The organism is Mycobacterium colombiense (genome assembly GCF_003284975.1).
In the GTDB taxonomy this organism is placed as follows: domain Bacteria; phylum Actinomycetota; class Actinomycetes; order Mycobacteriales; family Mycobacteriaceae; genus Mycobacterium; species Mycobacterium europaeum_A.
The window spans coordinates 17626-40929 of sequence record NZ_QMEU01000017.1 but is presented as its reverse complement, the minus strand read 5'-3'; the positions used below and the strand labels follow the sequence as shown (position 1 = coordinate 40929).

The following is a 23304-nucleotide window of genomic DNA, read 5'->3' as shown; positions in this document are numbered from 1 at the left end:
TTTCTCAGTTGTCCACTACCTGTTCCGCGGCGGCCGCGACGGCTTCTGCGGTGAAACCGAATTCCCGGAACAACGTTTTGTAATCGGCGGACTCGCCATAGTGCTCGATCGAGACGATCCTGCCGGTGTCGCCGACGAGCTTGTGCCAGGACTGGGCCACCCCGGCCTCGACGGCCACCCGCGCCGATACGGTCGGCGGCAGCACGCTGTCGCGGTAGTCCTCCGGCTGGGACTCGAACCACTCGACGCACGGCATGGAAACCACCCGCGCCACAATGTCCTTGTCCGCCAACAACTTCTGCGCATCAACGGCGAGCTGGACCTCCGAGCCGGTCGCGATCAGCACCACGTCTGGCTCTTGGCCGGGCTCCTCGCCGTCCGAGCCTAGAACGTAGCCGCCCCGGGCGACGCCCTCGGCGCTGGTGCCCTCCAGCACCGGCACATTCTGGCGCGTCAGCATCAGGCCGACGGGGCCGCTGCCGTTGCCGCGGGCCAGGACCGTGCGCCAGGCGTAGGCAGTCTCGTTGGCGTCGGCCGGGCGCACCACCGACAGGTTCGGGATGGCGCGCAGCGCCGCGAGGTGCTCGATCGGCTGATGGGTCGGGCCGTCCTCGCCAAGGCCGATCGAGTCGTGGGTCCACACGTAGATCGTGTCTATGTCCATCAACGAGGCCAGCCGCACCGCGGGCCGCATGTAGTCGGAGAACTGCAGGAAGGTGCCGCCGTAGGCACGGGTTGGTCCGTGCAGGACGATGCCGGACAGAATAGCGCCCATCGCGTGCTCGCGCACACCGAAATGCAACGTCCGTCCGTACCAGTGCGCCGTGTAGTCCTTGGTCGAAATAGACGGCGGCCCAAAGGAATCCGCGCCCTTGATGGTGGTGTTGTTGCTACCCGCCAGGTCGGCCGAACCACCCCACAGCTCCGGCAGTTTCGGCCCGAGCGCGTTGAGAACTTCGTTGGAGGCCTTGCGGGTGGCGATCGGGTCGGAGCCGGGTTCCCAGCGCGGCAGGTCGGCGTCCCAGCCGTCGGGCAGCTCCTCGGCGGTCAACCGGTCCAGCAGCGCCTTGCGTTCGGGTTGTGCCTGCGCCCAGGCGTCGAAGTCGGCCTGCCACTTCTCGTGGGCTTCCCTGCCGCGGTCCACCAGCTTGCGGGTGTGGGCGATCACCTCGTCGCGCACCTCGAACTTCTTCTCCGGGTCGAAGCCGAGGATCTCCTTGACGGCGGCGACTTCCTCGTCGCCCAGTGCCGCGCCGTGCGCCTTGCCGGTGTTCATCAGCTTGGGCGCGGGGTAGCCGATGATGGTGCGCAGCGAGATGAACGACGGCCGGTCGGTGGCCGCCCTCGCGTTGGCGATGGCCTCCTCGATCGCGACGACGTTTTCGCCGCCCTCGATCTCCTGCACGTGCCAGCCGTAGGCGCGGTACCGCGCGGCGGTGTCCTCGCACAGGGCGATGTTGGTGTCGTCCTCGATGGAGATCTCGTTGTGGTCGTAGAAGACGATCAGGTTGCCCAGCTGCTGGACGGCCGCCAGCGACGAGGCCTCCGAGGTGACGCCCTCTTCGATGTCGCCGTCGGAGGCGATCACGTAGATGAAGTGGTCGAACGGGCTGGTGCCCGGGGCGGCGTCCGGATCGAACAGCCCGCGCTCATAGCGCGCGGCCATTGCCATGCCCACCGCCGAGGCCAGGCCCTGGCCCAGCGGCCCGGTGGTGATCTCGACGCCCTTGGTGTGCCGGAATTCCGGATGCCCGGGGGTCTTCGACCCCCAGGTGCGCAGCGACTCGATGTCGGACAGCTCCAGCCCAAAACCGCCCAGGTACAGCTGCAGGTACAGCGTCAGACTGCTGTGCCCGCAGGACAGGACGAACCGGTCGCGGCCCAGCCAGTAGGTGTCGCTGGGATCGTGGACCATCGCCCGCTGAAACAGGGTGTATGCCAGCGGCGCCAGGCTCATCGCCGTCCCGGGATGGCCGTTGCCGACCTTTTGCACCGCGTCGGCGGCCAGCACCCGGATGGTGTCGACGGCGGCCGAGTCGAGCTCGGACCAGTCGTCGGGAAGGTGCGGTTGGGTCAGCGTGGAGATCTCTTCGAGTGTCGTCACAGACTCAGTCCTTGGGTCATCGAGCTGATCAATCCCACCCTAGTGCGGGAGGGCCGGCTCTTGCAGCGCAGGATTTCGGGTACCCACCGCCGGCAGGTGTGAAAATTACGCGCCCGTCGAAAGTGCCTAACATTCAGTTCGCGAATCTGGGAAAACTCTGCGGGAACCGACCCGCGGGCGGGCCATCGCCACACCGCGGTCTACCATCGTGCGTAGTAGATGCTGCGCGCCGCTGCGACCCCAAGGAGTAATTGCGTGAGCGTTCGCGGGCGCGTCGCGCCGAGCCGATTGCCAAGCCGAGGACACGGCGCCGCCCGGCGACGATCCGGGCCGGGTACCGGGACGGTGAGGAGCCGGGCAATCCAGCGGGTGCTGGCATATCTGGCGCTGACCAAGCCGCGGGTCATCGAACTGCTGCTCGTTACCGCGATCCCGGCCATGCTGCTGGCGCAGCGGGGCACGGTGAACCCGCTGCTGATCGTCAACACGCTGATCGGCGGGATGCTGGCCGCCGGGGGTGCCAACACGTTGAACTGCGTGGCCGACGCCGACATCGACAAGGTGATGAAGCGCACGGCCCGGCGGCCGCTCGCGCGCGCCGCGGTGCCGACGCGCAACGCCCTGGTGCTCGGCCTGGTGCTGACGGTGGCGTCGTTCTTCTGGCTGTGGTGGACCAGCAACCTGTTGTCCGGGCTGCTGGCCTTGGCCACGATCGCGTTCTACGTGTTCGTCTACACCCTGCTGCTCAAGCGCCGCACCTCGCAGAACGTGGTGTGGGGCGGCGCGGCCGGCTGCATGCCGGTGATGATCGGCTGGTCGGCCGTCACGGGCACCATTGGCTGGCCCGCGCTGGTGATGTTCGCGATCATCTTCTTCTGGACGCCGCCGCACACCTGGGCGCTGGCGATGCGCTACAAGGACGATTACAAGGCGGCGGGCGTGCCGATGCTGCCGGCCGTGGCGACCGAGCGTCAGGTCACGAAGCAGATCCTGATCTACACCTGGCTGACGGTGCTGGCCACGCTGGCGCTGGCGCTGGCGACCGGCTGGCTGTACGCCGCGGTCGCCCTGGTGGCCGGGGTGTGGTTCCTGGCGATGGCCCACCAGCTCTACGCCGGGGTCCGCGCCGGCGAGCCGGTCCGGCCGCTGCGGTTGTTCCTGCAGTCGAACAACTATCTGGCGGTGGTGTTCTGCGCGCTCGCCATCGACTCGGCCATCGGGCTGCCGCACCTGTTCTGAGCCGGTCGTCGACTCGCGTCGTCTCGGTGCCGTGAACGCATCACCCGGCGAATTCGAGAACTGATTTCTTATCTGGGATCGGTAGCCGGTCCACGGGATCACACTTCAGGCATGGCAACTCACCGCATCGTCAGGGCGTTGGTCGCCGGAACGCTGCTTTCGGTCGGCCTGTCCTTCTGTGACATGGGCATCACCACGGGTATCGCCGGGGCCCAACCCGGGCCGATGCCGCTGGACGCGTGGCCCGGCTGTCCCAACGACCACCCCCAGGGGCCGTGCCGCTGGTGCCCCGGGCAACCGTTGCCGCCGACCGGCAACCATGTCACCAACCCCGTCGTCTGGGACAACAACGTCTGCCACACCTACTACTACGTCTGGTTCGGACAGGGCAATGTCGCCCAAAACATCTGGGACGGCGACAACCCGCCGGCACCGCCACCACCACCGCCGCCGGGCCTGATCAATAGAGACAATTGCCAGCAGGTTCTGGGAATCTTCTGCCCTCACGCGTAGCGGCTCGAATTATCTAGGGCAGCAGCACGATCGAGCCCGCCGTCTTGCGGCCCTGCAGATCCTGGTGGGCGCGCGCAGCTTCGGCCAGGGGGTAGCGCCCGCCGACCTCGACGGTGATGTCGCCGGCGGCGATCGCGGCGAACAACTCCTCTGCCCGCCAGCTGAATTCCTGGCCGGTGCGCACGAAGTGCGCCAGCGACGGGCGGGTCAACAACACCGAGCCGGCGGCGTTGAGGCGCTGCGGGTCGAACGGCGGAACGGGCCCGCTGGCGGCGCCGAACAGCGCCAGCGTGCCCCGGATGGCCAGGCTGGCCAGGCTCGCCTCGAAGGTGGTCGCGCCCACGCCGTCGTACACGGCGGCCACGCCGGCACCGTCGGTCAGCGAACGGATGCGCTCGCCGAACGCCGCGGCGTCCTCGGGGTAGGGGAGCACCTCGTCGGCGCCCGCCCGCCGGGACAGCCGCTCCTTCTCCGGGGTGGAGACCGTGGTGATCACCCGCGCACCGAGCAGGTGGGCCCACTGGGTCAGGATCAGGCCGACGCCGCCCGCGCCGGCGTGCACCAGCACAGTGTCGCCCGCCTGCACCGGATACACGGACTTGAGCAGGTAATGGGCGGTCAGGCCCTTCAGCAGGGCCGAGGCCGAAACATCGGCGGTCACGCCGTCGGGCACCTCAGCGGTCAAATGCGCTGGGGCCGTGGCATATTCGGCATACCCACCGGACGCCGCGGCGCTGACCACGCGGTCGCCGACGCGCAACCCGTCGACGCCGTCGCCGAGGGCTTCGACGGTTCCGGCCAGCTCCGAGCCGAGGACGAACGGCAACTCGCGCGGGTACTGCCCGGAGCGGAAATAGGTGTCGATGTAGTTGACACCGATGGCCTCGGCCTTGATCAGCACCTCGCCGGGCCCGGGGGCCGGCTGGGGCGTATCGACGTAGCGCAGCACCTCGGGGCCGCCGGTCTCGCTGACTTCGATTGCGTGCATCCGCTTATCATGCCCGGGCATGAAACTCGCTCGCCCGGACGTCTTCCATCCCCGCATCGTGCTGGCGGGGTCCGGTGACGGCGCGGCCGCCGACGCCGGTCTGGTGGCGGCGCTGCGGCGACGCGGTCTGCACGCGCGCCGCCTGCCCTGGGACGACCCGGAAACCGCCAGCGCAGATCTGGTGATATTGCGCGCCGGCGCGAACGGCCGGGATCGGCGCGACGAATTCCTGGCGTGGACCCGACGGGTGCGCCACCTGCTCAACCCGCCCGGCGCCATCGCTTGGAACCTCGATGAGCGGTATCTGCGCGACCTCGAGGACGACGGCGTGCCGACGCAGCGCGACCGGCCCGTCACGCGGGCGTCGTTGATCTTCGTGGGCGGCGAACGGTCGCACGCCTGGCCGGTCGAGCCGGAGTTCGAATCGTGGGAGCTGGGCCACGCCGCGCTGACGTCGGCCGCGCGGCGCGCCGGGATGAGCACGCGGGAGCTGCTCTATGCGCGGGTGGACCTCGCCGGCGACCGGGTGGCGGCGCTGGATCTGGTCGCGCCGTCGTTGGGGTGGCGTCGGCTGGACCCCGCGGCCCGCGAGATCGCCCAGCGTCAGTTCGCGGTCGCGGTGCAGTCAGCCTGCGAGCGGCTCGGGCTGGGCCCGCTCTCGCATGGCCGCCCATAGCGCCGCGGTGGCCGCGGTGCAGGCCGCGGCCCCGGCCACGTGCAGGGCGACCAGCACGGCGGGGACTCCGGTGTAGTACTGCGCGGTGCCGACGCCGGCCTGGGCGAATACCAGTGCCAGCAGCACGGCGAGCCGCACCAGCACGGGCCGGGTGGCGCGCACGGCCAGCAGCCCGAAGCCCAGCCCCACCAACAGGGCCAGGTAGGCGATCAGCAGCGACGAGTGCAGGTGCACCAGGGTGTCAACCTCGACTTTGAGCCGTGGCACCGTGCGGGTGGGGCTGCGATCACCGGCGTGCGGGCCGGCGGCGGTCACCAGTGTGCCGGTGACCAGCACGGCGGCCAGGTTCAAGCCGGACAGCGCGGTGAGCGCGCGCAGCGGCCGGACGATTCGCTCGCGCACCACTGCGTCGTCGGGCTCGCCCACTTTCACGTAGAGCAGCACCGACAGCCACACCATCGTCATCGACGTCAGCAGGTGGACGGCCACCGTCCACCACAGCAGCCCGGTGCGCACGGTGATGCCGCCGATCACCGCCTGCACGACGGTGGAGACCGGCATCAGCCAGGCATAGACGAGGACCTCGCGGCGCCGCCGCGCCCGGGTCACGGCCAGCACGGCCAGCGCCGCGGTGATGACGACGGCGAAGGTGATCATCCGATTGCCGAACTCGACGGCCTGGTGGATGCGCGGCACCTCGGCGTGGGCCACCGGCACGAAGCTGCCCGGAAAGCACTGCGGCCAGGTGGGGCAGCCCAGGCCCGATGCGGTGACGCGCACGATCGCGCCGGTGATGGCGATGCCGCCCTGGGTGAGGATGACGGCCGCGGCGATCAGGCGCTGCACGCCCAGGCTGGGGTTGGGCAGCAGGTCCACCACGCGCAACAGCATCCGTCCAACCACGGCCCGATCCTAAGCCACCGAAAACTACGGCTTGTAGTACGGATGGGGTGCGTCGAGACTTAAACCACGTACACCGGTATCGGCGTGTTGTGTGCGTGGTTTAAGTGTCGCGAGCCCCACCCGAACGTCAGGTGAACAGCCCGATGCGACCGTCAGGTGAAGCGGAACCAGCGCAGCGCACTCAGCGCGCCCACCGCGCCCCACGCCGCCAGGACGATGATTCCGAACCAGTCCACCGACATGGTCATCGCCTGCGACAGCGCCTCGGTGAGTGCGCCCGACGGGGTCAGCCGTGCCGCCAGCTTGACCGCGGTCGGGGTGATGCCGGTTTCCACGGTCAGCGCGCCGAGGCCGGCGAACACGAACCACATCAGGTTGGCGATCGCCAGCACGATCTCGGCGCGCAGCGTCCCGCCGAGCAGCAGCCCCAGGGCCGCGAACACCACGGTGCCCAGCGCGATCACCGCCGCGCCCAGCGCCAACGCCACCGGTTCCGGTCGCCAGCCGAGCGCAAAACCGATGGCGCCCAACAGGATTGCCTGCAAAAACACCACGGTGACCACGGCCAGCGACTTGCCCGCGATGATGCCCCACACCGGCAGCGGGGTGGCGCCGAGCCGCTTGAGCGCGCCGTAACGCCGATCGAAGGCGACCGCGATCGCCTGACCGGTGAACGCGGTCGAGATCACGGCCAGCGCCATGATGACCGGGGTGAAGGTGGCCGCGCGGTGCTGGCCGAACGAGCCGAGCGGCAGCAGCGTGAGGCCGACCAGCAGTGTGATCGGGATGAACATGGTCAGCAGCAGCTGTTCGCCGTTGCGCAGCAGCAGCTTGAGTTCCAAACCGAATTGCGCGGCAAGCATTTTCGGCACCGCGCTGGGCCGCGGGTTGGGCGCGAAGGTGCCCGCGGGAAAGACGCTGGATTGAATCTCGTTGTCGGTCAAGGCCGTAACTTCCTGCCGGTGAGGTCGAGGAACACGTCCTCGAGGCTGCGTTGCTCGACGCGCACGTCGGTGGCCAGCACGTCGATCCGCGCGCACCACGCAGTGACGGTGGCCAGCACCTGGGGGTCGACGTGCCCTTCGATCAGGTACTCGCCCGGCGTCACCTCGGTGGCCTTGTAGTCCTCCGGCAGGGCGGCGGACAGCAGCGACAGATCCAGGCGCGGCGGTGCGCTGAACCGCAGCTGGTCCTTGGCCCCGCTGCGCATCAGCTCCGTCGGCGTGCCGGAGGCCACCGTCGCCCCGTGGTCGATGATCACCAGCCGGTCGGCGAGTTCCTCGGCCTCCTTGAGCTGATGCGTGGTCAGCACCACCGTCACGCCGTCGCGGCGCAGCGCGTCGATCAGTTCCCACACCAGCAGCCGGGCGTGCGCGTCCATGCCCGCGGTGGGCTCGTCGAGGAACACCAGTTCGGGGCGCCCGACCAGCGCGCAGGCCAGCGCCAGGCGTTGCTGCTGCCCGCCGGAGAGCCGTCGGTAGGTGGTGCGGGCCGCGTCGGTGAGGCCGAGCGTGTCCAGCAGCCAGGTGGGGTCCAGCGGGTCGGCGGCGTAGGCCGCCACCAGGTTGAGCATCTCGCCGACCCGCGCCGCGGGATAGCCGCCGCCGCCCTGCAGCATCACCCCGATCCGCGCCCGCAGTCGCGCGTTGTCGGCGATCGGGTCCAGGCCGAGCACCTCGATCGTTCCGGCGTCGGGCCGCACGAAGCCCTCGCACATCTCCACCGTCGTCGTCTTGCCGGCGCCATTGGGCCCGAGCAGGGCCAGCACCTCGGCGGCCTGCACCTCGAGATCGAGGTTGGCGACGGCCTCGACGGCGGTCGCGCCGGACCCATAGGTCTTGGTGACGCCGCGCAGCCGGACCACCGTGTCAGGGGATTTGCGCGATTCTGGAAAGGCCGAACTCACGAGCGCTGCTCTCCCCGGCAAGCGGGAGGTGCCCCCGCCTCATCGCTTCGCTCTGCATCGTCGTCGGCGCGGCTCACGTGGAATCAGCGTAGGCGCCATGCGCCGGCGTCGGGCGGGGGGTCGACGGAGGCTGCGGCGGTGCCGTCTCGTCGGTGACGGGTTGGCCGTCGGATTCGGTGTCCGGGAGGGGCGGGCGGCGCCAGGGCAGGCGGGTGTAGGTCAGCGCGATGAGCGCCACGACGATGGCGGTGCTGGCCAGCGTGGCATCGATGATCTGGAACAGCGCGAACCGGTCGCCGTTGGCGGTGGGGCCGAAGATTCCGACGACCAGGCTGATGACGATCGCCGCGACGCGGAAGCCGGTGCGCGTCGCCCAGGCGGCCAGCGGGATGATGGCCCATAGCAGGTACCAGGGCTGCACGACGGGAAACAGCAGCACCGTGATGCCCAGCGCCACGCCCAGCCCGCCGATCGGGTGCAGCCGGCCGCGGAAGACGGCCAGCAGCAACCAGGCCACCATGACCGTGATGATCAGCACACCGATCGCGCGGGTCAGCCCCAGCACCGCGGTGGTGTGATCGCCCAGCCCCAGCAGGATGCCCACCTGCCCGGTGCCCAGCGCCAGCAGCGTGGGCGGCGACATCCAGCTGCGTACCACGTTGGCGGTGCCCAGCGTGTAGATCCAGCCGAAGCCCAGGCCGCTGGCCCAGCCCACCAGCGCCATCACCGCCAGCGACAGCGCCGCCATGCCGCCGCCGGTCAGCAGCAGCGCGCGCAGGGTGCCACCGCAGCGGTAGGCCAGGGCCATCGTGACGAAGCCCAGCGCCAGCAACGACGGCAGTTTCACCTGCGACGACAGCACGATCAGCACGGCGCCGGCGACCAGCATCCCCAGCGGCTCCCAGTCCGGCCCGAGCTTCCAGGAGTGGGGCAGCAGCCGCGGCGCTTTGCCATCCGAGATGCCGCGCAGCGCGAATTCCGCCCCGGCCAGCATCAGGCCCAGCATCAGCGCCTCGTTGTGTGCGCCGGCCACCAGATGCATGATGAGCAGCGGATTGGCCGCGCCCAGCCACAGGGCGCTGACCTCAGCGACGCCGCAGCGCCGGGCCAGGCGCGGGGTCGCCCACACGATCAGGGCCACCCCAACCAGCTCCACCAGGCGGTGACACAGCACGGCGGCGACGATGTTCTCCCCGGTGACCGCCGAGATGCCGCGCCCGATCCACAGGAACAGCGGCCCGTACGGCGCGGGCGTCTCGCGCCACAGCGTCGGCACGGACAGCGTGAAGATGTGCGACAGCCCCAGGCCGGAGGCCGGGCCAACCCGGTAGGGGTCCAGGCCCTCCAGCGAGATCTGGCTTTGCGCCAGGTAGGAGTAGACGTCCTTGCTGTACATCGGCGGGGCGATCAGCAGCGGCAGCACCCACAGCAGCAGGGTGCGGTCCAGGTCGCCGCGCGACATCCGCCGGTTGCCCAGCGCGAACCTGCCCAGCATCAACCAGGCCAGCGCCATCATGACGGCGCCGGTGGTGGTCATGGTCAGCGACACCGTCTGGATCCGCGACGGGAGGTTGAGCAGCCGCACCCCGAAGGTGGGGTCCTGCACGACGGGACGCGCGCCGGCGCCCAGCGCGCCGATCGCCATCACCACGGTGCCGGCGGCACCGAACAGGCGGGTGCGGCGCAGCGCGGTGAGCTCGGTATCGTTCAGCGGCGAGCCCACTGCTTGCTCGTCGCCGTGCAGACTCGCGATCGACGAGCTCAGCGTGTGGTGGCGGGCTGCCATCAGAGCAGCCTAGCCGTCGGCCCCAAGCCAGCGGCGATCGCAAGCGCGGCGCCGCCGGGCGCCGCGGGTCGCCGCGCATTCCACCGAGTGTGAGCATCGCGACGCCAGGACAGGGGACCCTTGCTAGACCGATCCCCGGAATTGCGTCACACTGGTGTTGTGAAAATCCGAACCAGCCCCGATGGGGCCGCTACCGGCGTGGCCGACGTCGGCGCGCCGGTGCCGGATGGTTACACCCGCCGCGCGATCGTGCGCCTGCTGTTGGAATCCGGATCGATCACCGCCGCGGAGATCGGTGACCGGCTGGGTTTGACGGCCGCCGGCGTGCGACGCCACCTCGACGCGCTGATTGAGGCCGGCGACGCCGAGGCCACGGCGCCCGCCGCGTGGCAGCAGGCGGGGCGCGGGCGTCCCGCCAAGCGGTACCGGCTGACCTCGGCCGGGCGGGCCAAGCTCGACCACGCCTACGACGACCTGGCCGCGGCGGCCATGCGGCAACTGCGCGAAATCGGTGGGGAAGAGGCGGTGCAGGCGTTCGCCCGGCAGCGCATCGACGCCATCCTGGCCGACGTTCCCGCGGCCGACAGCGCGGCCGACACCGACGTCGAGGCGGCCGCCGACCGCATCGCCACCGCACTGACCAAAGCCGGGTACGTCACCACCACCACGCAGGTCGGCGGGCCGATCCACGGCGTGCAGATCTGCCAGCACCACTGCCCGGTGTCGCACGTCGCGGAGGAATTCCCCGAGCTGTGCGACGCCGAACAACAGGCCATGGCCGAGGTGCTGGGCACCCACGTCCAGCGGTTGGCGACCATCGTCAACGGCGACTGCGCCTGCACCACGCACGTACCCCTGACCCAGGCATCACGCACGGCGCCCAGCCCGCGCCGTACGACCGACACCACGAGCATCAAAGGAGCGTCTCGATGACACTCACCCCCGAGGCCAGCAAGACGGCTACCGCGCCGCTGACCCAGGAAGAGGCGATCGCCTCCCTGGGGCGGTACGGCTACGGCTGGGCGGACTCCGACGTCGCCGGCGCCAGCGCCCAGCGCGGCCTGTCGGAGGCCGTCGTCCGCGACATCTCGGCGAAGAAGAACGAGCCCGAATGGATGTTGCAGACCCGGCTCAAGGCGCTGCGCATCTTCGACCGCAAGCCGATGCCGAACTGGGGCTCGAACCTGGAGGGCATCGACTTCGACAACATCAAGTACTTCGTGCGCTCCAGCGAGAAGCAGGCCGCGACGTGGGACGACCTGCCCGCGGACATCAAGAACACCTACGACAAGCTGGGCATCCCCGAAGCCGAGAAGCAGCGGCTGGTCTCCGGTGTCGCGGCCCAGTACGAATCCGAGGTCGTCTACCACTCCATCCGGGAGGACCTGGAGAAGCAGGGCGTCATCTTCCTGGACACCGACACGGCGCTGCGTGAGCACCCGGAGATCTTCCAGGAGTACTTCGGCACCGTGATCCCGGCCGGGGACAACAAGTTCTCCGCGCTGAACACCGCGGTGTGGAGCGGTGGCTCGTTCATCTACGTGCCCAAGGGCGTGCACGTCGACATCCCGCTGCAGGCCTACTTCCGGATCAACACCGAGAACATGGGTCAGTTCGAGCGGACGCTGATCATCGCCGACGAGGGCTCCTACGTGCACTACGTCGAGGGTTGTACGGCGCCCATCTACAAGTCGGACTCGCTGCACTCCGCGGTGGTCGAGATCATCGTGAAACCCAATGCGCGCGTTCGCTACACGACGATCCAGAACTGGTCGGGCAACGTCTACAACCTGGTCACCAAGCGGGCCCGCGCCGAGGCCGGTGCCACCATGGAGTGGATCGACGGCAACATCGGGTCGAAGGTCACCATGAAGTACCCGGCGGTCTGGATGACCGGCGAGCACGCCAAGGGCGAGGTGCTCTCGGTGGCCTTCGCCGGCGAAGACCAACACCAGGACACCGGCGCGAAGATGCTGCACCTGGCGCCGAACACGTCGAGCAACATCGTGTCCAAGTCGGTGGCCCGCGGCGGCGGCCGCACCTCCTACCGCGGCCTGGTGCAGGTGAACAAGGGCGCGCACGGATCGCGGTCCAGCGTGAAATGCGATGCGCTGCTGGTCGATACGATCAGCCGCAGCGACACCTATCCCTACGTCGACATCCGCGAGGACGACGTCACCATGGGCCACGAGGCCACCGTGTCCAAGGTCAGCGAGAACCAGCTGTTCTACCTGATGAGCCGCGGCCTGACCGAGGACGAGGCCATGGCCATGGTGGTTCGCGGCTTCGTCGAGCCGATCGCCAAAGAGCTGCCCATGGAGTATGCGCTCGAGCTCAACCGTCTGATCGAGCTGCAGATGGAAGGCGCGGTCGGCTAGTGACGAATCTGACCGAAGCGGTTGAGGGTTCGGCCCTCGCCGCTGCCAACAAGGGCGAGCTGTTCTCCTCGTTCGAGGTGGACGCGTTCGAGGTCCCGCACGGCCGCGACGAACTCTGGCGGTTCACCCCGCTGCGCCGGCTGCGCGGCCTGCACGACGGCTCGGCCCGCGCCACCGGCAAGGCCGGGATCAGCGTCGCCGAGCGGCCCGGCCTGCGGGTCGAGACCGTCGCGCGCGGCGACGAGCGGCTCGGCCAGGGTGGGGCGCCCACCGACCGGGTTGCCGCGCAAGCATTTTCGTCGTTCAACTCCGCGACGGTGGTCACCGTCGAGCGCGACACCCGCATCGCCGAGCCGATCGGCGTCACCGTCACCGTCACCGGCCCGGGCGAGGGCGCGGTGGCCTACGGTCACCTTCAGGTTCGGGTCGCCGAGCTCGCCGAGGCCGTCATCGTCATCGACCAGCGGGGCAGCGGAACCTACGCCGACAACGTCGAATTCGTCGTCGACGACGCCGCCCGGCTCACCGTGGTGTGGCTCGCCGACTGGGCCGACGATGCGGTGCACGTCAGCATGCACCACGCCAAGCTGGGCAAGGACGCGGTGCTGCGCCACGTCGCCGTCACGCTCGGCGGCGAAGTGGTGCGGCTGACGGCCAACGTGCGCTATACCGCCCCGGGCGGGGACGCCGAGCTGCTGGGCCTGTACTTCGCCGACGACGGCCAGCACCTGGAGTCGCGGCTGCTGGTGGATCACGCCCGGCCCGACTGCAAGTCGAACGTGCTGTACAAGGGTGCGCTGCAAGGCGATCCGGATTCCGCGCTGCCCGACGCGCACACCGTCTGGATCGGCGATGTGCTGATCCGCGCCGAAGCCACCGGCACCGACACGTTTGAGGTGAACCGCAACCTGGTGCTCACCGACGGGGCGCGCGCCGACTCGGTGCCTAACCTCGAGATCGAGACGGGCGAGATCGTCGGCGCCGGACACGCCAGTGCCACTGGCCGTTTCGACGACGAGCAACTGTTCTACCTGCGTTCCCGCGGCATCTCCGAGGAGCAGGCCCGCCGCCTGGTCATCCGCGGTTTCTTCGCCGAGATCATCTCCAAGATCGGGGTGCCCGAAATCCGGGAACGCCTGACCGCGGCCATCGAACACGAACTGGCCTTAACCGAAAAGACGGAAACAACAGCCTCATGACCACTCTGGAAATCAAGGACCTCCACGTCAGCGTCGTCAACCCGAACGCCGCCGAATCCGAACGTGAAATTCCCATCCTCAACGGCGTCGACCTGACGGTGAAATCCGGTGAGACACATGCGTTGATGGGCCCCAACGGTTCGGGCAAGTCGACGCTGTCCTACGCCATCGCCGGTCACCCCAAGTACACGGTGACCTCGGGCTCCATCACGCTGGACGGCGAGGACGTGCTGGCGATGAGCATCGACGAACGCGCCCGTGCCGGAATCTTTTTGGCCATGCAGTATCCCGTCGAGGTGCCCGGCGTCTCGGTGTCGAACTTCCTGCGCTCGGCGGCGACCGCCGTGCGCGGTGAGGCCCCGAAACTGCGGCACTGGGTCAAAGAGGTCAAGGCGGCGATGGGCTCGCTGGAAATCGACCCGGCGTTCGCCGAGCGCAGCGTCAACGAGGGCTTCTCCGGCGGTGAGAAGAAGCGCCACGAGATCCTGCAGCTGGAACTGCTCAAGCCCAAGATCGCCATCCTCGACGAGACCGACTCCGGACTCGACGTCGACGCCCTGCGGGTGGTCAGCGAGGGCGTGAACCGCTACGCCGAGGCCGGCTGGGACGATGGCACCGGCCAGTCGGTGCGCGGCGGTGTCCTGCTGATCACGCACTACACCCGCATCCTGCGCTACATCCGCCCCGAATACGTGCACGTGTTCGTCGGCGGACGCATCGCCGAATCCGGCGGTCCCGAGCTGGCCGACGAACTCGAGCAGAACGGCTACGTCCGCTTCACGCAAGCGGCGGCCGCCGGGGCCTGACATGGCTACACCTTCGGCGGCGGTCGCACCCCTGGATGTCGCGGCCATCCGCGCCGACTTCCCGATCCTCAAGCGCGTCATGCGCAGCGGAAACCCGTTGGCCTACTTGGATTCCGGTGCGACGTCCCAGCGCCCGCTGCAGGTGCTCGACGCCGAGCGGGAGTTCCTGCTCACCTCCAACGGCGCCGTGCACCGCGGCGCGCACCAGCTGATGGAGGAGGCCACCGACGCCTACGAGCAGGGCCGCGCCGACATCGCCGCGTTCGTGGGTGCCGACGCCCAAGAGCTGGTGTTCACCAAGAACGCCACCGAGGCGCTCAACCTGGTGTCGTATGTGCTGGGGGACAAGCGTTTCGAGCGCGTCGTCGGACCGGGTGACGTGGTCGTCACCACCGAGCTCGAGCACCACGCCAACCTGGTTCCGTGGCAGGAACTCTGCCGGCGCACCGGGGCGACGCTGCGCTGGTACGGCGTGACCGACGACGGGCGCATCGACCTCGACTCGCTGCAGCTCGACGAACGCGTCAAGGTCGTCGCCTTCACCCATCATTCGAACGTGACCGGCGCGGTGGCCCCGGTGGCCGAACTGGTCAGCCGGGCGCGCGCGGTGGGCGCGCTGACGGTGCTGGACGCCTGCCAGTCGGTGCCGCACCAGCCCGTCGACTTCCACGCGCTGGACGTCGACTTCGCCGCATTCTCCGGCCATAAGATGTTGGGTCCCAACGGTATCGGCGTGTTGTACGGGCGCGGCGAGGTGTTGTCGGCGCTGCCGCCGTTCTTGACCGGCGGCTCGATGATCGAGACTGTCACCATGGAAGCGTCCACCTACGCGCCGGTGCCGCAGCGGTTCGAGGCCGGTACCCCGATGACGTCGCAGGTGGTCGGGCTGGGCGCGGCCACCCGCTATCTCGGGTCCATCGGCATGGAGGCCGTGCAGGCCCACGAACACCAGCTGGTCGCCGCGGCGATCGACGGCTTGTCGGGGATCGACGCCGTGCGCATCGTCGGCCCGACGTCCATGGAGAACCGCGCCTCGCCGGTGTCGTTCGTCGTCGACGGCGTACATGCCCACGATGTCGGGCAGGTGCTTGACGACGAGGGCGTCGCGGTGCGGGTGGGCCACCACTGCGCCTTGCCGCTGCACCGCAGGTTCTCGTTGGCGGCCACCGCTCGGGCGTCCTTCGGGGTGTACAACACCACCGAGGAGGTCGAGCGTCTGGTCGCCGGGGTGCGCCGCGCGCTGGATTTCTTCGTCGGCGATCGCAAGCGCGGCGAAGCCGGGCGTAGCGGGTCGCCGACATGGGTTGGGAGAGGCTGACATTGCGTCTCGAGCAGATGTATCAGGACGTGATCCTGGACCACTACAAGCACCCACAGCACCGCGGGCTGCGGGAACCGTTCTGCGCCGAGGTGTTTCACGTCAATCCGGTCTGCGGTGACGAGGTCACCCTGCGGGTGGCGCTGTCCGAGGACGGCGAGACCGTCGCCGACGTGTCCTATGACGGGCAGGGCTGCTCGATCAGCCAGGCGGCGACCTCGGTGCTCACCCAGCAGGTGATCGGGCAAAGCGTCGGCGACGCGCTCAAGACCATCACCGCCTTCACCGAGATGGTGTCCTCGCGTGGCACCGTCGAGGGCGACGAGGACGTGCTGGGCGACGGGATCGCGTTCGCCGGGGTGGCCAAATACCCCGCGCGGGTGAAATGCGCGCTGCTGGGGTGGATGGCGTTCAAGGATGCGTTGGCGAAAGCGGCTACAGAGTTTCAGGAGGTCACGGATGAGCGAAACCACCGCGCAGGATGAGGAGTTCCTCGCCGACCTCGAGGAGGCGATGCGTGACGTCGTCGACCCCGAACTCGGCATCAACGTCGTCGACCTGGGACTGGTCTACGGGCTGAACGTCGAGGCGGGCGAGGAGGGAACCGTCGCGCTGATCGACATGACGCTGACGTCGGCGGCCTGCCCGCTGACCGACGTCATCGAAGACCAGTCACGCAGCGCTTTGGTGGGCGCCGGCCTCGTCGACGACCTGCGGATCAACTGGGTGTGGAACCCGCCGTGGGGTCCGGACAAGATCACCGAGGACGGCCGCGAGCAACTGCGCGCCCTCGGATTCACCGTCTGAGTCTGCGCCACTGCGGTTGCCCGCGTCCCGACCCTACAGGTGGAAGGGCAAGTGCGGCAGGTGCAGGTGGTGATGCGGGTGCCCCATGGGTGGGCACGTCTCCACGCTGATCATCTGCGCGTGCAGAGCGCCTCCGTCCTGACTCCCTTGTGCCCCGATGCATTTCCCGTTCGTGATCGCCTGGGTGTCCGACGGGGTCTGCCGCTGGTATGTGGTCGAGTCGGCGACCGTCACGTTGGTGGAGGCGCCCGGGCCGCCGGGGCCCAGACCGTTGACGGCGATGGTGTTACCCGACACCGAGGCGATCGTGCCGTAGAACCCGGCGGGCGGCGGGCATTTGCCGTCCACGGATGGGGTGACCGTCACCGCCTGCGCGGTGATCGCAGCCGGCGGCGGCGCGCTCTGCGGGGTGGCCTTGATGTTCACGCAACTGCCGGGCGTCACGTCGGTCAGCTTGGCCGGGGTGACGTCCATGACCATGGTCTGCGGTGTGTAGTCCACCGTCGCCGAACCGGTCCTCGTCCGAAGGGCGACCGTGCCACCCGAATTCGACTGCACCATGCCTTCGACGTAGTCCTTGCCTATCGGCGGGGCGGGCGGGGGCGCCGGCGCCGGTGGCGGCGCAGCGTTGGGCGCGCTGCTGGGCGGGACCGCCGTGACGGCGCGTGGTGCGCTGCTGTTCGACGCGTCGTGGGAGGACCCACACATGGCGACGCACAGTGCGAGGAAGGCGATGACGGCGCCGAGCGCGATCTGCGTCCGCCGGGTCTTGAACGATAGGGCAGCCACAGCACTCATCTCCGATCACGCATTGCGCCGTCGTTGGCGAATACCCCCGCCGGACGCGGTTTTCACGCCGCGCCGGCGGGAGTGACGGCAATCTCAGTCAGCCGAGCCGGGGTCAGCCACCCTGGCCGGGCTGCTTGGGCTTGCCACATTTGCCGTCGACAGCCTGTCGTAGCTTGATGCTCGTCGCCTGCAGCGCGCCGCCGTTGTCCTGGGTGCCCCGCGCGTAGAGGCATTTGCCGGGAGTGATCGCGTCGGTATTGGCGGGCGTCTGCTTGCTGTATTTGGTCTTGTCGTCGACGGTGACGGCCGTTTGCGTGGTGTTGCCGTTGGGATCGGTGTTGGTCAGGTTGATGGTGTTACCGGACACCGACGCCACCGAGCCGCGCACCCAGGCCGGCTTCGCGGGCGCCGGCGACGGCGGGAGCGACGGCGGCGTGGTGGTGGAACCGCCGGGCGCGGACTGCGGCGGCTTCGGGCAGGCGCCGTTGACGGACTGGCTGATCTTCACCGACGCGGCGGTGACGGGCTGCCCGGGCGCCGGCGTCGTTCCCTCTGTCGGCTTCACGCTGACGCAGCTGCCGGGGGTGACGTCCGGCAGCCCGGCCGGCACCGCCTCGGTGATCTTGGTGGTGGAGGTGAAGTTCACCGAGGCGGTCGCGTTGTCTTCCTTGGTGACCTGAATGGAGTTGCCCGCGACCGAGGCGATCAGGCCGCTGACCTTCGCTTCGCCGTTCGGGGTGGCCGAGGTGGTCGTCGACGTCACGACCGACGTCGAGGTCGAGGTCGAGGTGGATGGGGGACTGGACTTGTTCGAAGAGCCGCAGGCGGACAGGGACAGCGCGGTGGCCCCCGCGACGGCGAAGACCGCGAGGCGGGTGAAGCGGGGCACGTGACAACTGGCAGACATCAACGTTTCTCCATTCGTCGGTTAAAGCCAACGTAAGGGTTTACCCGTTTAACCTGTGCCCAACCTGTGGGCGCTCAGAAGGCCTCTTCGGCCAACTTCATGATGTCGTCGTCGATGGACTCGATGACCCCGCGCAGCGCGGTCAGCCTGGGCAGCATGTTCGTAGCGAAGAACCCCGCGGTCGCGACCTTGCCCCGGTAGAACGCCTCGTCGTCGCCCGCGCCATTCGCCAGCGCGCGGTGCGCGATGTCGGCCTGCGCCAGCAATCTCCAGCCGATCAGCAGATCGCCGACCGCGAGCAGGTAGCGCACGGATCCCAGGCCTACCTTGTAGATCTCGTCCGCCTGCTGCGCCGCGGACATCAGGTAGCCCGTCAGCGCGCCGGTCATCGCGGTCACGTCGTCGTACGCGGTCTGCACCAGCTGTGCGACCGGCTTGAGCGCCTCGTCGACGTTGTCGATGGTCGCCGTGATCTGCCCCGTCAAAAACTGCAGCGCCTGGCCGCGATCGCGCACGATCTTGCGGAAGAAGAAGTCGAGCGCCTGGATGGCGGTGGTGCCTTCGTACAGCGAATCGATCTTGGAATCGCGGATGTACTGCTCGAGCGGATAGTCCTGCAGGAAGCCCGAACCGCCGAGCGTCTGCAGCGACTCGGTGAGCACCTCGTACGCCCGTTCCGAGCTCACCCCTTTGACGATCGGCAGCAGCAGATCATCGATCCGGTGCGCCATTTCGTGATCGGCGCCCGAAACACGTTGGGCCACAGCATCATCCTGATGGGCAGCGGCATACATGTAGAGCGCGCGCAGGCCCTCCGCGTACGCCTTCTGCGTCATCAGGCTGCGGCGCACGTCAGGATGATGAATGATCGTGACCCGCGGCGCGGTCTTGTCCGACATCTGCGTCATATCCGCACCCTGCACGCGCTCTTTGGCGAAGGCCAGCGCGTTCAGGTAACCCGTGGACAGCGTGCCGGCGGCTTTGACGCCGATCGTCATGCGCGCCTGCTCGATCACGGTGAACATCTGCGCGATACCCCGGTGCACGTCGCCGACCAGATAACCGACCGCGGGCACATCCGTTGCGCCGAAGGTCAATTCGCACGTGGGGGAGGACTTGATGCCCATCTTGTGTTCCACCCCGGTGACGTACACGCCGTTGCGCGGGCCGAGCTCGAAGGTGTCCGGGTCGAACAGGAAGTTGGGCACGTAGAACAGGCTGAGCCCCTTGGTGCCCGGGCCGGCGCCCTCGGGCCGGGCCAGCACCAGATGGAAGATGTTCTCGGCGGTGTCGCCCACGTCGCCGCCGGAGATGAACCGCTTGACGCCCTCGATGTGCCAAGTGCCGTCGGGTTGTTCGATGGCCTTGGCGCGCCCGGCGCCGACGTCGGAGCCCGCGTCGGGTTCGGTGAGCACCATGGTGGCCGCCCAGCCCCGCTCCACGCCTTCGGCGGCCCATCGCCGCTGCTGCTCGTTGCCCTCCAGGTACAACGCCTGAGACATGAACGGGCCCAGGCAAAAGAAATTGGCCGAAGGGTTGGCGCAGATGAGCATTTCGTTGACCGCCCACGCCAGCGGCGGTGGGGCGGGCATGCCGCCGATCTCCTCGGCCATGCCCAGCCGCCACCAGCCGGCCTCCTTGAGCGCGGCCACCGTCTTGGCCAACTCGTCGGGCACGGTGATTTTGTGCTCGGCCGGGTCGAACACCGGCGGATTGCGGTCGGCGAACGCGAAGGATTCGGCCACCGGGCCTTCGGCGAGGCGAGCGGCTTCGGCCAAAATCGTTTTGACCGTGTCCTCGTCGAGATCGCTGTAGCCGCCGGTGCCCAGGACGGCGCCGACATCGAGAACTTCAAACAGGTTGAATTCGATATCGCGGACGTTAGCGATGTAGTGGCCCAACGCGATTCCCTCACTGGTCCTCGAGGCGGCGGATCGTCAGGCACAGTCTGTCGGACGCAAGAAAACGTACGCAACCGTAACCAGCGGCGGTCCGCGGGTGGCACGCTGCCGCGCGCCGGGAACATCGCGTCGGCCCCGGGCGTTACGGCAAATGTGACAACACTTGATCTCACCGCTGAGAAGTTCAACGAAACCATCGAGGGCAACGACATCGTGCTCGTCGACTTCTGGGCGTCCTGGTGCGGTCCGTGCCGCCAGTTCGGTCCCACTTTCCAGGCGTCCTCGGAGAAGCACCCCGACATCGTGCACGCGAAGGTCGACACCGAGGCCGAACAACAGCTGGCGGCGGCCGCCCAGATCCGCTCCATCCCCACGCTGATGGCCTTCAAGAAGGGCAAACTGCTGTTCAACCAGCCCGGCGCGCTGCCGCCGGCCGCCCTGGAGGACCTGGTCGCGCAGGTCCGCGCGTTCGACGTCGACGCCGCCGAGGCCGGGCAAGGCGAGTAACCCCGCCGCGCTGCGCGCAGAAGCACGGGCGGCCACGCGCTAGGTTGCATGGGTGAGTTTGGTACTGGTAGACCACCCGCGGCCCGGCGTCGCGCTGATAACTTTGAACCGGCCCGAGCGGATGAACTCGATGGCGTTCGACGTCATGGTGCCGCTCAAGGAGGCCCTGGACAAGGTCACCTACGACAATTCGGTGCGCGTGGTCGTGCTGACCGGCGCCGGGCGCGGCTTTTCCTCCGGCGCCGATCACAAGTCCGCGGGCTCGGTCCCCCACGTCGAGGGCTTGACCCGCCCCACCTACGCGCTGCGCTCCATGGAGATCCTCGACGAGGTCATCCTGGCGCTGCGCCGGCTGCACCAACCGGTGATCGCCGCGGTCAACGGCCCCGCCATCGGCGGCGGGCTGTGCCTGGCCCTGGCCGCCGACATCCGGGTAGCCTCGACCAGCGCCTATTTCCGCGCCGCCGGCATCAACAACGGCCTGACCGCCAGTGAGCTGGGCCTTTCCTACCTGCTGCCGCGGGCCATCGGCTCGTCGCGCGCGTTCGAGATCATGCTGACCGGTCGCGACATCACCGCCGAGGAGGCCGAGCGCATCGGGCTGGTGTCCAACCAGGTGCCCGACGAGCAGCTACTGGACACCTGCTACGCGATCGCCGCGCGGATAGCGGCCTTCTCCCGCCCGGGGATCGAGTTGACCAAGCGCACGCTGTGGAGTGGACTGGACGCCGGTAGCCTGGAAGGGCACATGCAAGCCGAAGGCTTGGGACAGCTATTCGTCCGCCTGCTCACCGCCAACTTCGAAGAAGCGGTTGCCGCGCGCGCAGAACGACGACCAGCGGTGTTCACCGACGACAAATAGGCGTCTTTTCCCCAAGGAGAGCGATCGTGATCACGGCCACGGACCTCGAGGTCCGCGCTGGTGCGCGCATCCTGCTCTCACCGGACGGTCCCGACTTGCGCGTGCAGCCCGGCGACCGCATCGGGCTGGTGGGCCGCAACGGCGCCGGCAAGACCACCACCCTGCGCATCCTGGCGGGGGAGACCGAACCCTATGCCGGTGCGATCAACCGGGCCGGTGAAATCGGTTATCTCCCACAGGATCCCAAAGAGGGTGACCTCGACGTGCTGGCCCGCGACCGGGTCCTGTCGGCCCGCGGGCTCGACGTGTTGCTGACCGATCTGGAAAAGCAGCAGGCGCTGATGGCCGAGGTCGCCGACGACGATGCCCGCGACCGCGCGATCCGCCGCTACGGCCAGCTCGAGGAGCGTTTCGTCGCACTGGGCGGCTACGGCGCGGAAAGCGAAGCCAGCCGCATCTGCGCGAGTCTCGGCCTGCCGGAACGGGTGCTGACGCAGCAGCTGCGCACCCTGTCCGGCGGACAGCGCCGCCGGGTGGAACTGGCCCGCATCCTGTTCGCCGCGTCCGAGGGGGGCGCGGGGATGTCGGGTTCGTCGACCACCCTGCTCCTCGACGAGCCGACCAACCACCTCGACGCGGATTCCATCGGCTGGCTGCGCGACTTCCTGCGCGCGCACACCGGCGGGCTGGTGATCATCAGCCACAACGTCGATTTGCTCGCCGACGTCGTCAACCGGGTCTGGTTCCTGGACGCGGTGCGCGGCGAGGTCGACGTGTACAACATGGGCTGGCAGAAGTACCTCGACGCGCGGGCCACCGACGAGCAGCGCCGCCGCCGGGAACGCGCGAACGCCGAACGCAAGGCCACCGCGCTGCGCTCGCAGGCCGCCAAGCTCGGCGCCAAAGCCACCAAAGCCGTTGCCGCACAGAACATGCTGCGTCGCGCCGACCGGATGATGGCCGCGCTCGACGACGAGCGGGTGGCCGACAAGGTGGCCCGCATCAAGTTCCCGAACCCGGCACCGTGCGGGCGCACACCGCTGGTGGCCACCGGGCTGAGCAAGTCCTACGGGTCGCTGGAAGTGTTCACCGGCGTCGATCTGGCGATCGACCGCGGCTCGCGGGTGGTGGTGCTGGGCCTCAACGGTGCCGGCAAGACCACGCTGCTGCGGATCCTGGCCGGCACCGAGGCGCCCGACACCGGAGGCCTCGAGCCCGGCCACGGGCTGCGGATAGGCTACTTCGCCCAGGAGCACGACACGCTCGACAACGATGCGACCGTGTGGGAGAACATCCGGCATGCCGCACCGGATTCCGGCGAGCAGGATCTGCGCGGCCTGCTGGGCGCGTTCATGTTCAGCGGCCCCCAGCTCGACCAGCCGGCGGGCACGTTGTCCGGCGGTGAGAAGACCCGGCTCGCGCTGGCCGGTTTGGTGGCCTCTACCGCCAACGTGTTGTTGCTCGACGAACCGACGAACAACCTCGACCCGGCCTCGCGCGAACAGGTGCTCGACGCGCTGCGCAGCTATCAGGGGGCGGTGGTCTTGGTGACGCACGACCCGGGCGCCGCCGAGGCCCTCGACCCGCAGCGCGTCGTGCTGCTGCCCGACGGCACCGAGGACTTCTGGTCCGACGAATACCGCGATCTCATCGAGCTCGCCTGAGTTACGGCCGGCGACCCGCTTCGCCCGGCTACGCCGCGCTCGCGATCGCCA

General features: G+C 68.9%; 22 protein-coding genes. 13 read left to right on the top strand and 9 right to left on the bottom strand.

Features of this window, described 5'->3' with window-relative positions; translation table 11 throughout:
• Nucleotides 1-4: 4 nt before the first annotated feature.
• Nucleotides 5-2104 (bottom strand): transketolase, encoded by a 2100-nt coding sequence (gene tkt / locus DQP58_RS08735; RefSeq protein ID WP_112708030.1) that lies wholly within the window; start codon nt 2102-2104, stop codon nt 5-7.
• 255 nt (nt 2105-2359) lie between these two features.
• Between tkt and DQP58_RS08730 the strand changes: the two genes are divergently transcribed.
• Both DQP58_RS08730 and DQP58_RS08725 read left to right on the top strand, forming a co-directional pair.
• Nucleotides 2360-3343 carry a heme o synthase gene (locus DQP58_RS08730; protein WP_240629670.1) on the top strand — a complete coding sequence of 328 codons (984 nt, stop codon included), beginning with the start codon at nt 2360-2362 and terminating at the stop codon, nt 3341-3343.
• Between the two features lie 111 nt (nt 3344-3454).
• Complete coding sequence (locus DQP58_RS08725; RefSeq protein WP_240629668.1) at nt 3455-3856, top strand: hypothetical protein; 402 nt, start codon at nt 3455-3457, stop codon at nt 3854-3856.
• A gap of 13 nt (nt 3857-3869) precedes the next feature.
• Here DQP58_RS08725 and DQP58_RS08720 read toward each other — a convergent pair whose 3' ends face one another.
• On the bottom strand, nt 3870-4844 hold the full coding sequence (locus tag DQP58_RS08720; protein ID WP_112708028.1) for a quinone oxidoreductase family protein: 975 nt from the start codon (nt 4842-4844) through the stop codon (nt 3870-3872).
• A gap of 19 nt (nt 4845-4863) precedes the next feature.
• Here DQP58_RS08720 and DQP58_RS08715 point away from each other — a divergent pair, with 19 nt between their 5' ends.
• Nucleotides 4864-5520, top strand: coding sequence for a hypothetical protein (locus DQP58_RS08715; protein ID WP_112708027.1), 657 nt, complete (start codon nt 4864-4866; stop codon nt 5518-5520).
• Here the strand turns inward: DQP58_RS08715 and DQP58_RS08710 are convergent.
• From DQP58_RS08710 to mptB, 4 genes are all read right to left on the bottom strand, one after another.
• The gene (locus DQP58_RS08710) at nt 5470-6411 is read right to left on the bottom strand and encodes a COX15/CtaA family protein (protein ID WP_112708026.1); all 942 of its coding nucleotides are present in this window, start codon (nt 6409-6411) and stop codon (nt 5470-5472) included. The genes DQP58_RS08715 and DQP58_RS08710 overlap by 51 nt on opposite strands.
• A 164-nt stretch (nt 6412-6575) precedes the next feature.
• Nucleotides 6576-7286: an ABC transporter permease gene (locus DQP58_RS08705; RefSeq protein WP_240629681.1), complete on the bottom strand. Its 711-nt coding sequence runs from the start codon at nt 7284-7286 to the stop codon at nt 6576-6578.
• Nucleotides 7287-7363: 77 nt separating this feature from the next.
• On the bottom strand, nt 7364-8329 hold the full coding sequence (locus tag DQP58_RS08700; RefSeq protein WP_112708025.1) for an ABC transporter ATP-binding protein: 966 nt from the start codon (nt 8327-8329) through the stop codon (nt 7364-7366).
• A gap of 73 nt (nt 8330-8402) precedes the next feature.
• A complete protein-coding gene (gene mptB / locus DQP58_RS08695; protein WP_112708024.1) occupies nt 8403-10115 on the bottom strand; it encodes a polyprenol phosphomannose-dependent alpha 1,6 mannosyltransferase MptB in 1713 nt (570 codons plus the stop codon).
• Between the two features lie 159 nt (nt 10116-10274).
• Between mptB and DQP58_RS08690 the strand changes: the two genes are divergently transcribed.
• Genes DQP58_RS08690 through DQP58_RS08660 form a run of 7 tightly spaced genes read left to right on the top strand, consistent with a single transcriptional unit; the run spans nt 10275 to nt 16623 of the window.
• Nucleotides 10275-11048: a helix-turn-helix transcriptional regulator gene (locus DQP58_RS08690; protein ID WP_430915755.1), complete on the top strand. Its 774-nt coding sequence runs from the start codon at nt 10275-10277 to the stop codon at nt 11046-11048.
• Nucleotides 11045-12493, top strand: a complete 1449-nt coding sequence (gene sufB / locus DQP58_RS08685; RefSeq protein WP_066864446.1) for a Fe-S cluster assembly protein SufB — start codon at nt 11045-11047, stop codon at nt 12491-12493. Before DQP58_RS08690 ends, sufB begins: the two co-directional genes overlap by 4 nt.
• Nucleotides 12493-13692: a Fe-S cluster assembly protein SufD gene (gene sufD, locus DQP58_RS08680; RefSeq protein ID WP_112708022.1), complete on the top strand. Its 1200-nt coding sequence runs from the start codon at nt 12493-12495 to the stop codon at nt 13690-13692. The genes sufB and sufD overlap by 1 nt, the downstream gene beginning before the upstream one ends.
• The gene (gene sufC / locus DQP58_RS08675) at nt 13689-14498 is read left to right on the top strand and encodes a Fe-S cluster assembly ATPase SufC (RefSeq protein ID WP_112708021.1); all 810 of its coding nucleotides are present in this window, start codon (nt 13689-13691) and stop codon (nt 14496-14498) included. The genes sufD and sufC overlap by 4 nt, the downstream gene beginning before the upstream one ends.
• Before the next feature lies 1 nt (nt 14499).
• Entirely contained in the window at nt 14500-15816 is a 1317-nt protein-coding gene (locus DQP58_RS08670) for a cysteine desulfurase (protein ID WP_112708020.1), read from the top strand.
• Nucleotides 15813-16301, top strand: coding sequence for a Fe-S cluster assembly sulfur transfer protein SufU (sufU, locus tag DQP58_RS08665; protein ID WP_112708054.1), 489 nt, complete (start codon nt 15813-15815; stop codon nt 16299-16301). Before DQP58_RS08670 ends, sufU begins: the two co-directional genes overlap by 4 nt.
• The gene (locus DQP58_RS08660) at nt 16276-16623 is read left to right on the top strand and encodes a metal-sulfur cluster assembly factor (RefSeq protein ID WP_066864419.1); all 348 of its coding nucleotides are present in this window, start codon (nt 16276-16278) and stop codon (nt 16621-16623) included. The genes sufU and DQP58_RS08660 overlap by 26 nt, the downstream gene beginning before the upstream one ends.
• A gap of 33 nt (nt 16624-16656) precedes the next feature.
• Here DQP58_RS08660 and DQP58_RS08655 read toward each other — a convergent pair whose 3' ends face one another.
• From DQP58_RS08655 to DQP58_RS08645, 3 genes are all read right to left on the bottom strand, one after another.
• The gene (locus tag DQP58_RS08655) at nt 16657-17421 is read right to left on the bottom strand and encodes a DUF5666 domain-containing protein (RefSeq protein ID WP_112708019.1); all 765 of its coding nucleotides are present in this window, start codon (nt 17419-17421) and stop codon (nt 16657-16659) included.
• Nucleotides 17422-17524: 103 nt separating this feature from the next.
• Complete coding sequence (locus DQP58_RS08650) at nt 17525-18319, bottom strand: DUF5666 domain-containing protein (protein ID WP_112708018.1); 795 nt, start codon at nt 18317-18319, stop codon at nt 17525-17527.
• A 74-nt stretch (nt 18320-18393) separates the two neighbouring features.
• Nucleotides 18394-20220 carry an acyl-CoA dehydrogenase gene (locus tag DQP58_RS08645; RefSeq protein WP_112708017.1) on the bottom strand — a complete coding sequence of 609 codons (1827 nt, stop codon included), beginning with the start codon at nt 20218-20220 and terminating at the stop codon, nt 18394-18396.
• Between the two features lie 153 nt (nt 20221-20373).
• Here DQP58_RS08645 and trxA point away from each other — a divergent pair, with 153 nt between their 5' ends.
• From trxA to DQP58_RS08630, 3 genes are read left to right on the top strand one after another with little or no spacing between them, the layout of a single operon-like run.
• Complete coding sequence (trxA, locus tag DQP58_RS08640; RefSeq protein WP_066868658.1) at nt 20374-20727, top strand: thioredoxin; 354 nt, start codon at nt 20374-20376, stop codon at nt 20725-20727.
• 52 nt (nt 20728-20779) lie between these two features.
• Entirely contained in the window at nt 20780-21589 is an 810-nt protein-coding gene (locus DQP58_RS08635; protein ID WP_112708016.1) for an enoyl-CoA hydratase, read from the top strand.
• A 26-nt stretch (nt 21590-21615) separates the two neighbouring features.
• Nucleotides 21616-23253, top strand: coding sequence for an ABC-F family ATP-binding cassette domain-containing protein (locus tag DQP58_RS08630; protein ID WP_112708015.1), 1638 nt, complete (start codon nt 21616-21618; stop codon nt 23251-23253).
• Nucleotides 23254-23304: the final 51 nt, after the last annotated feature.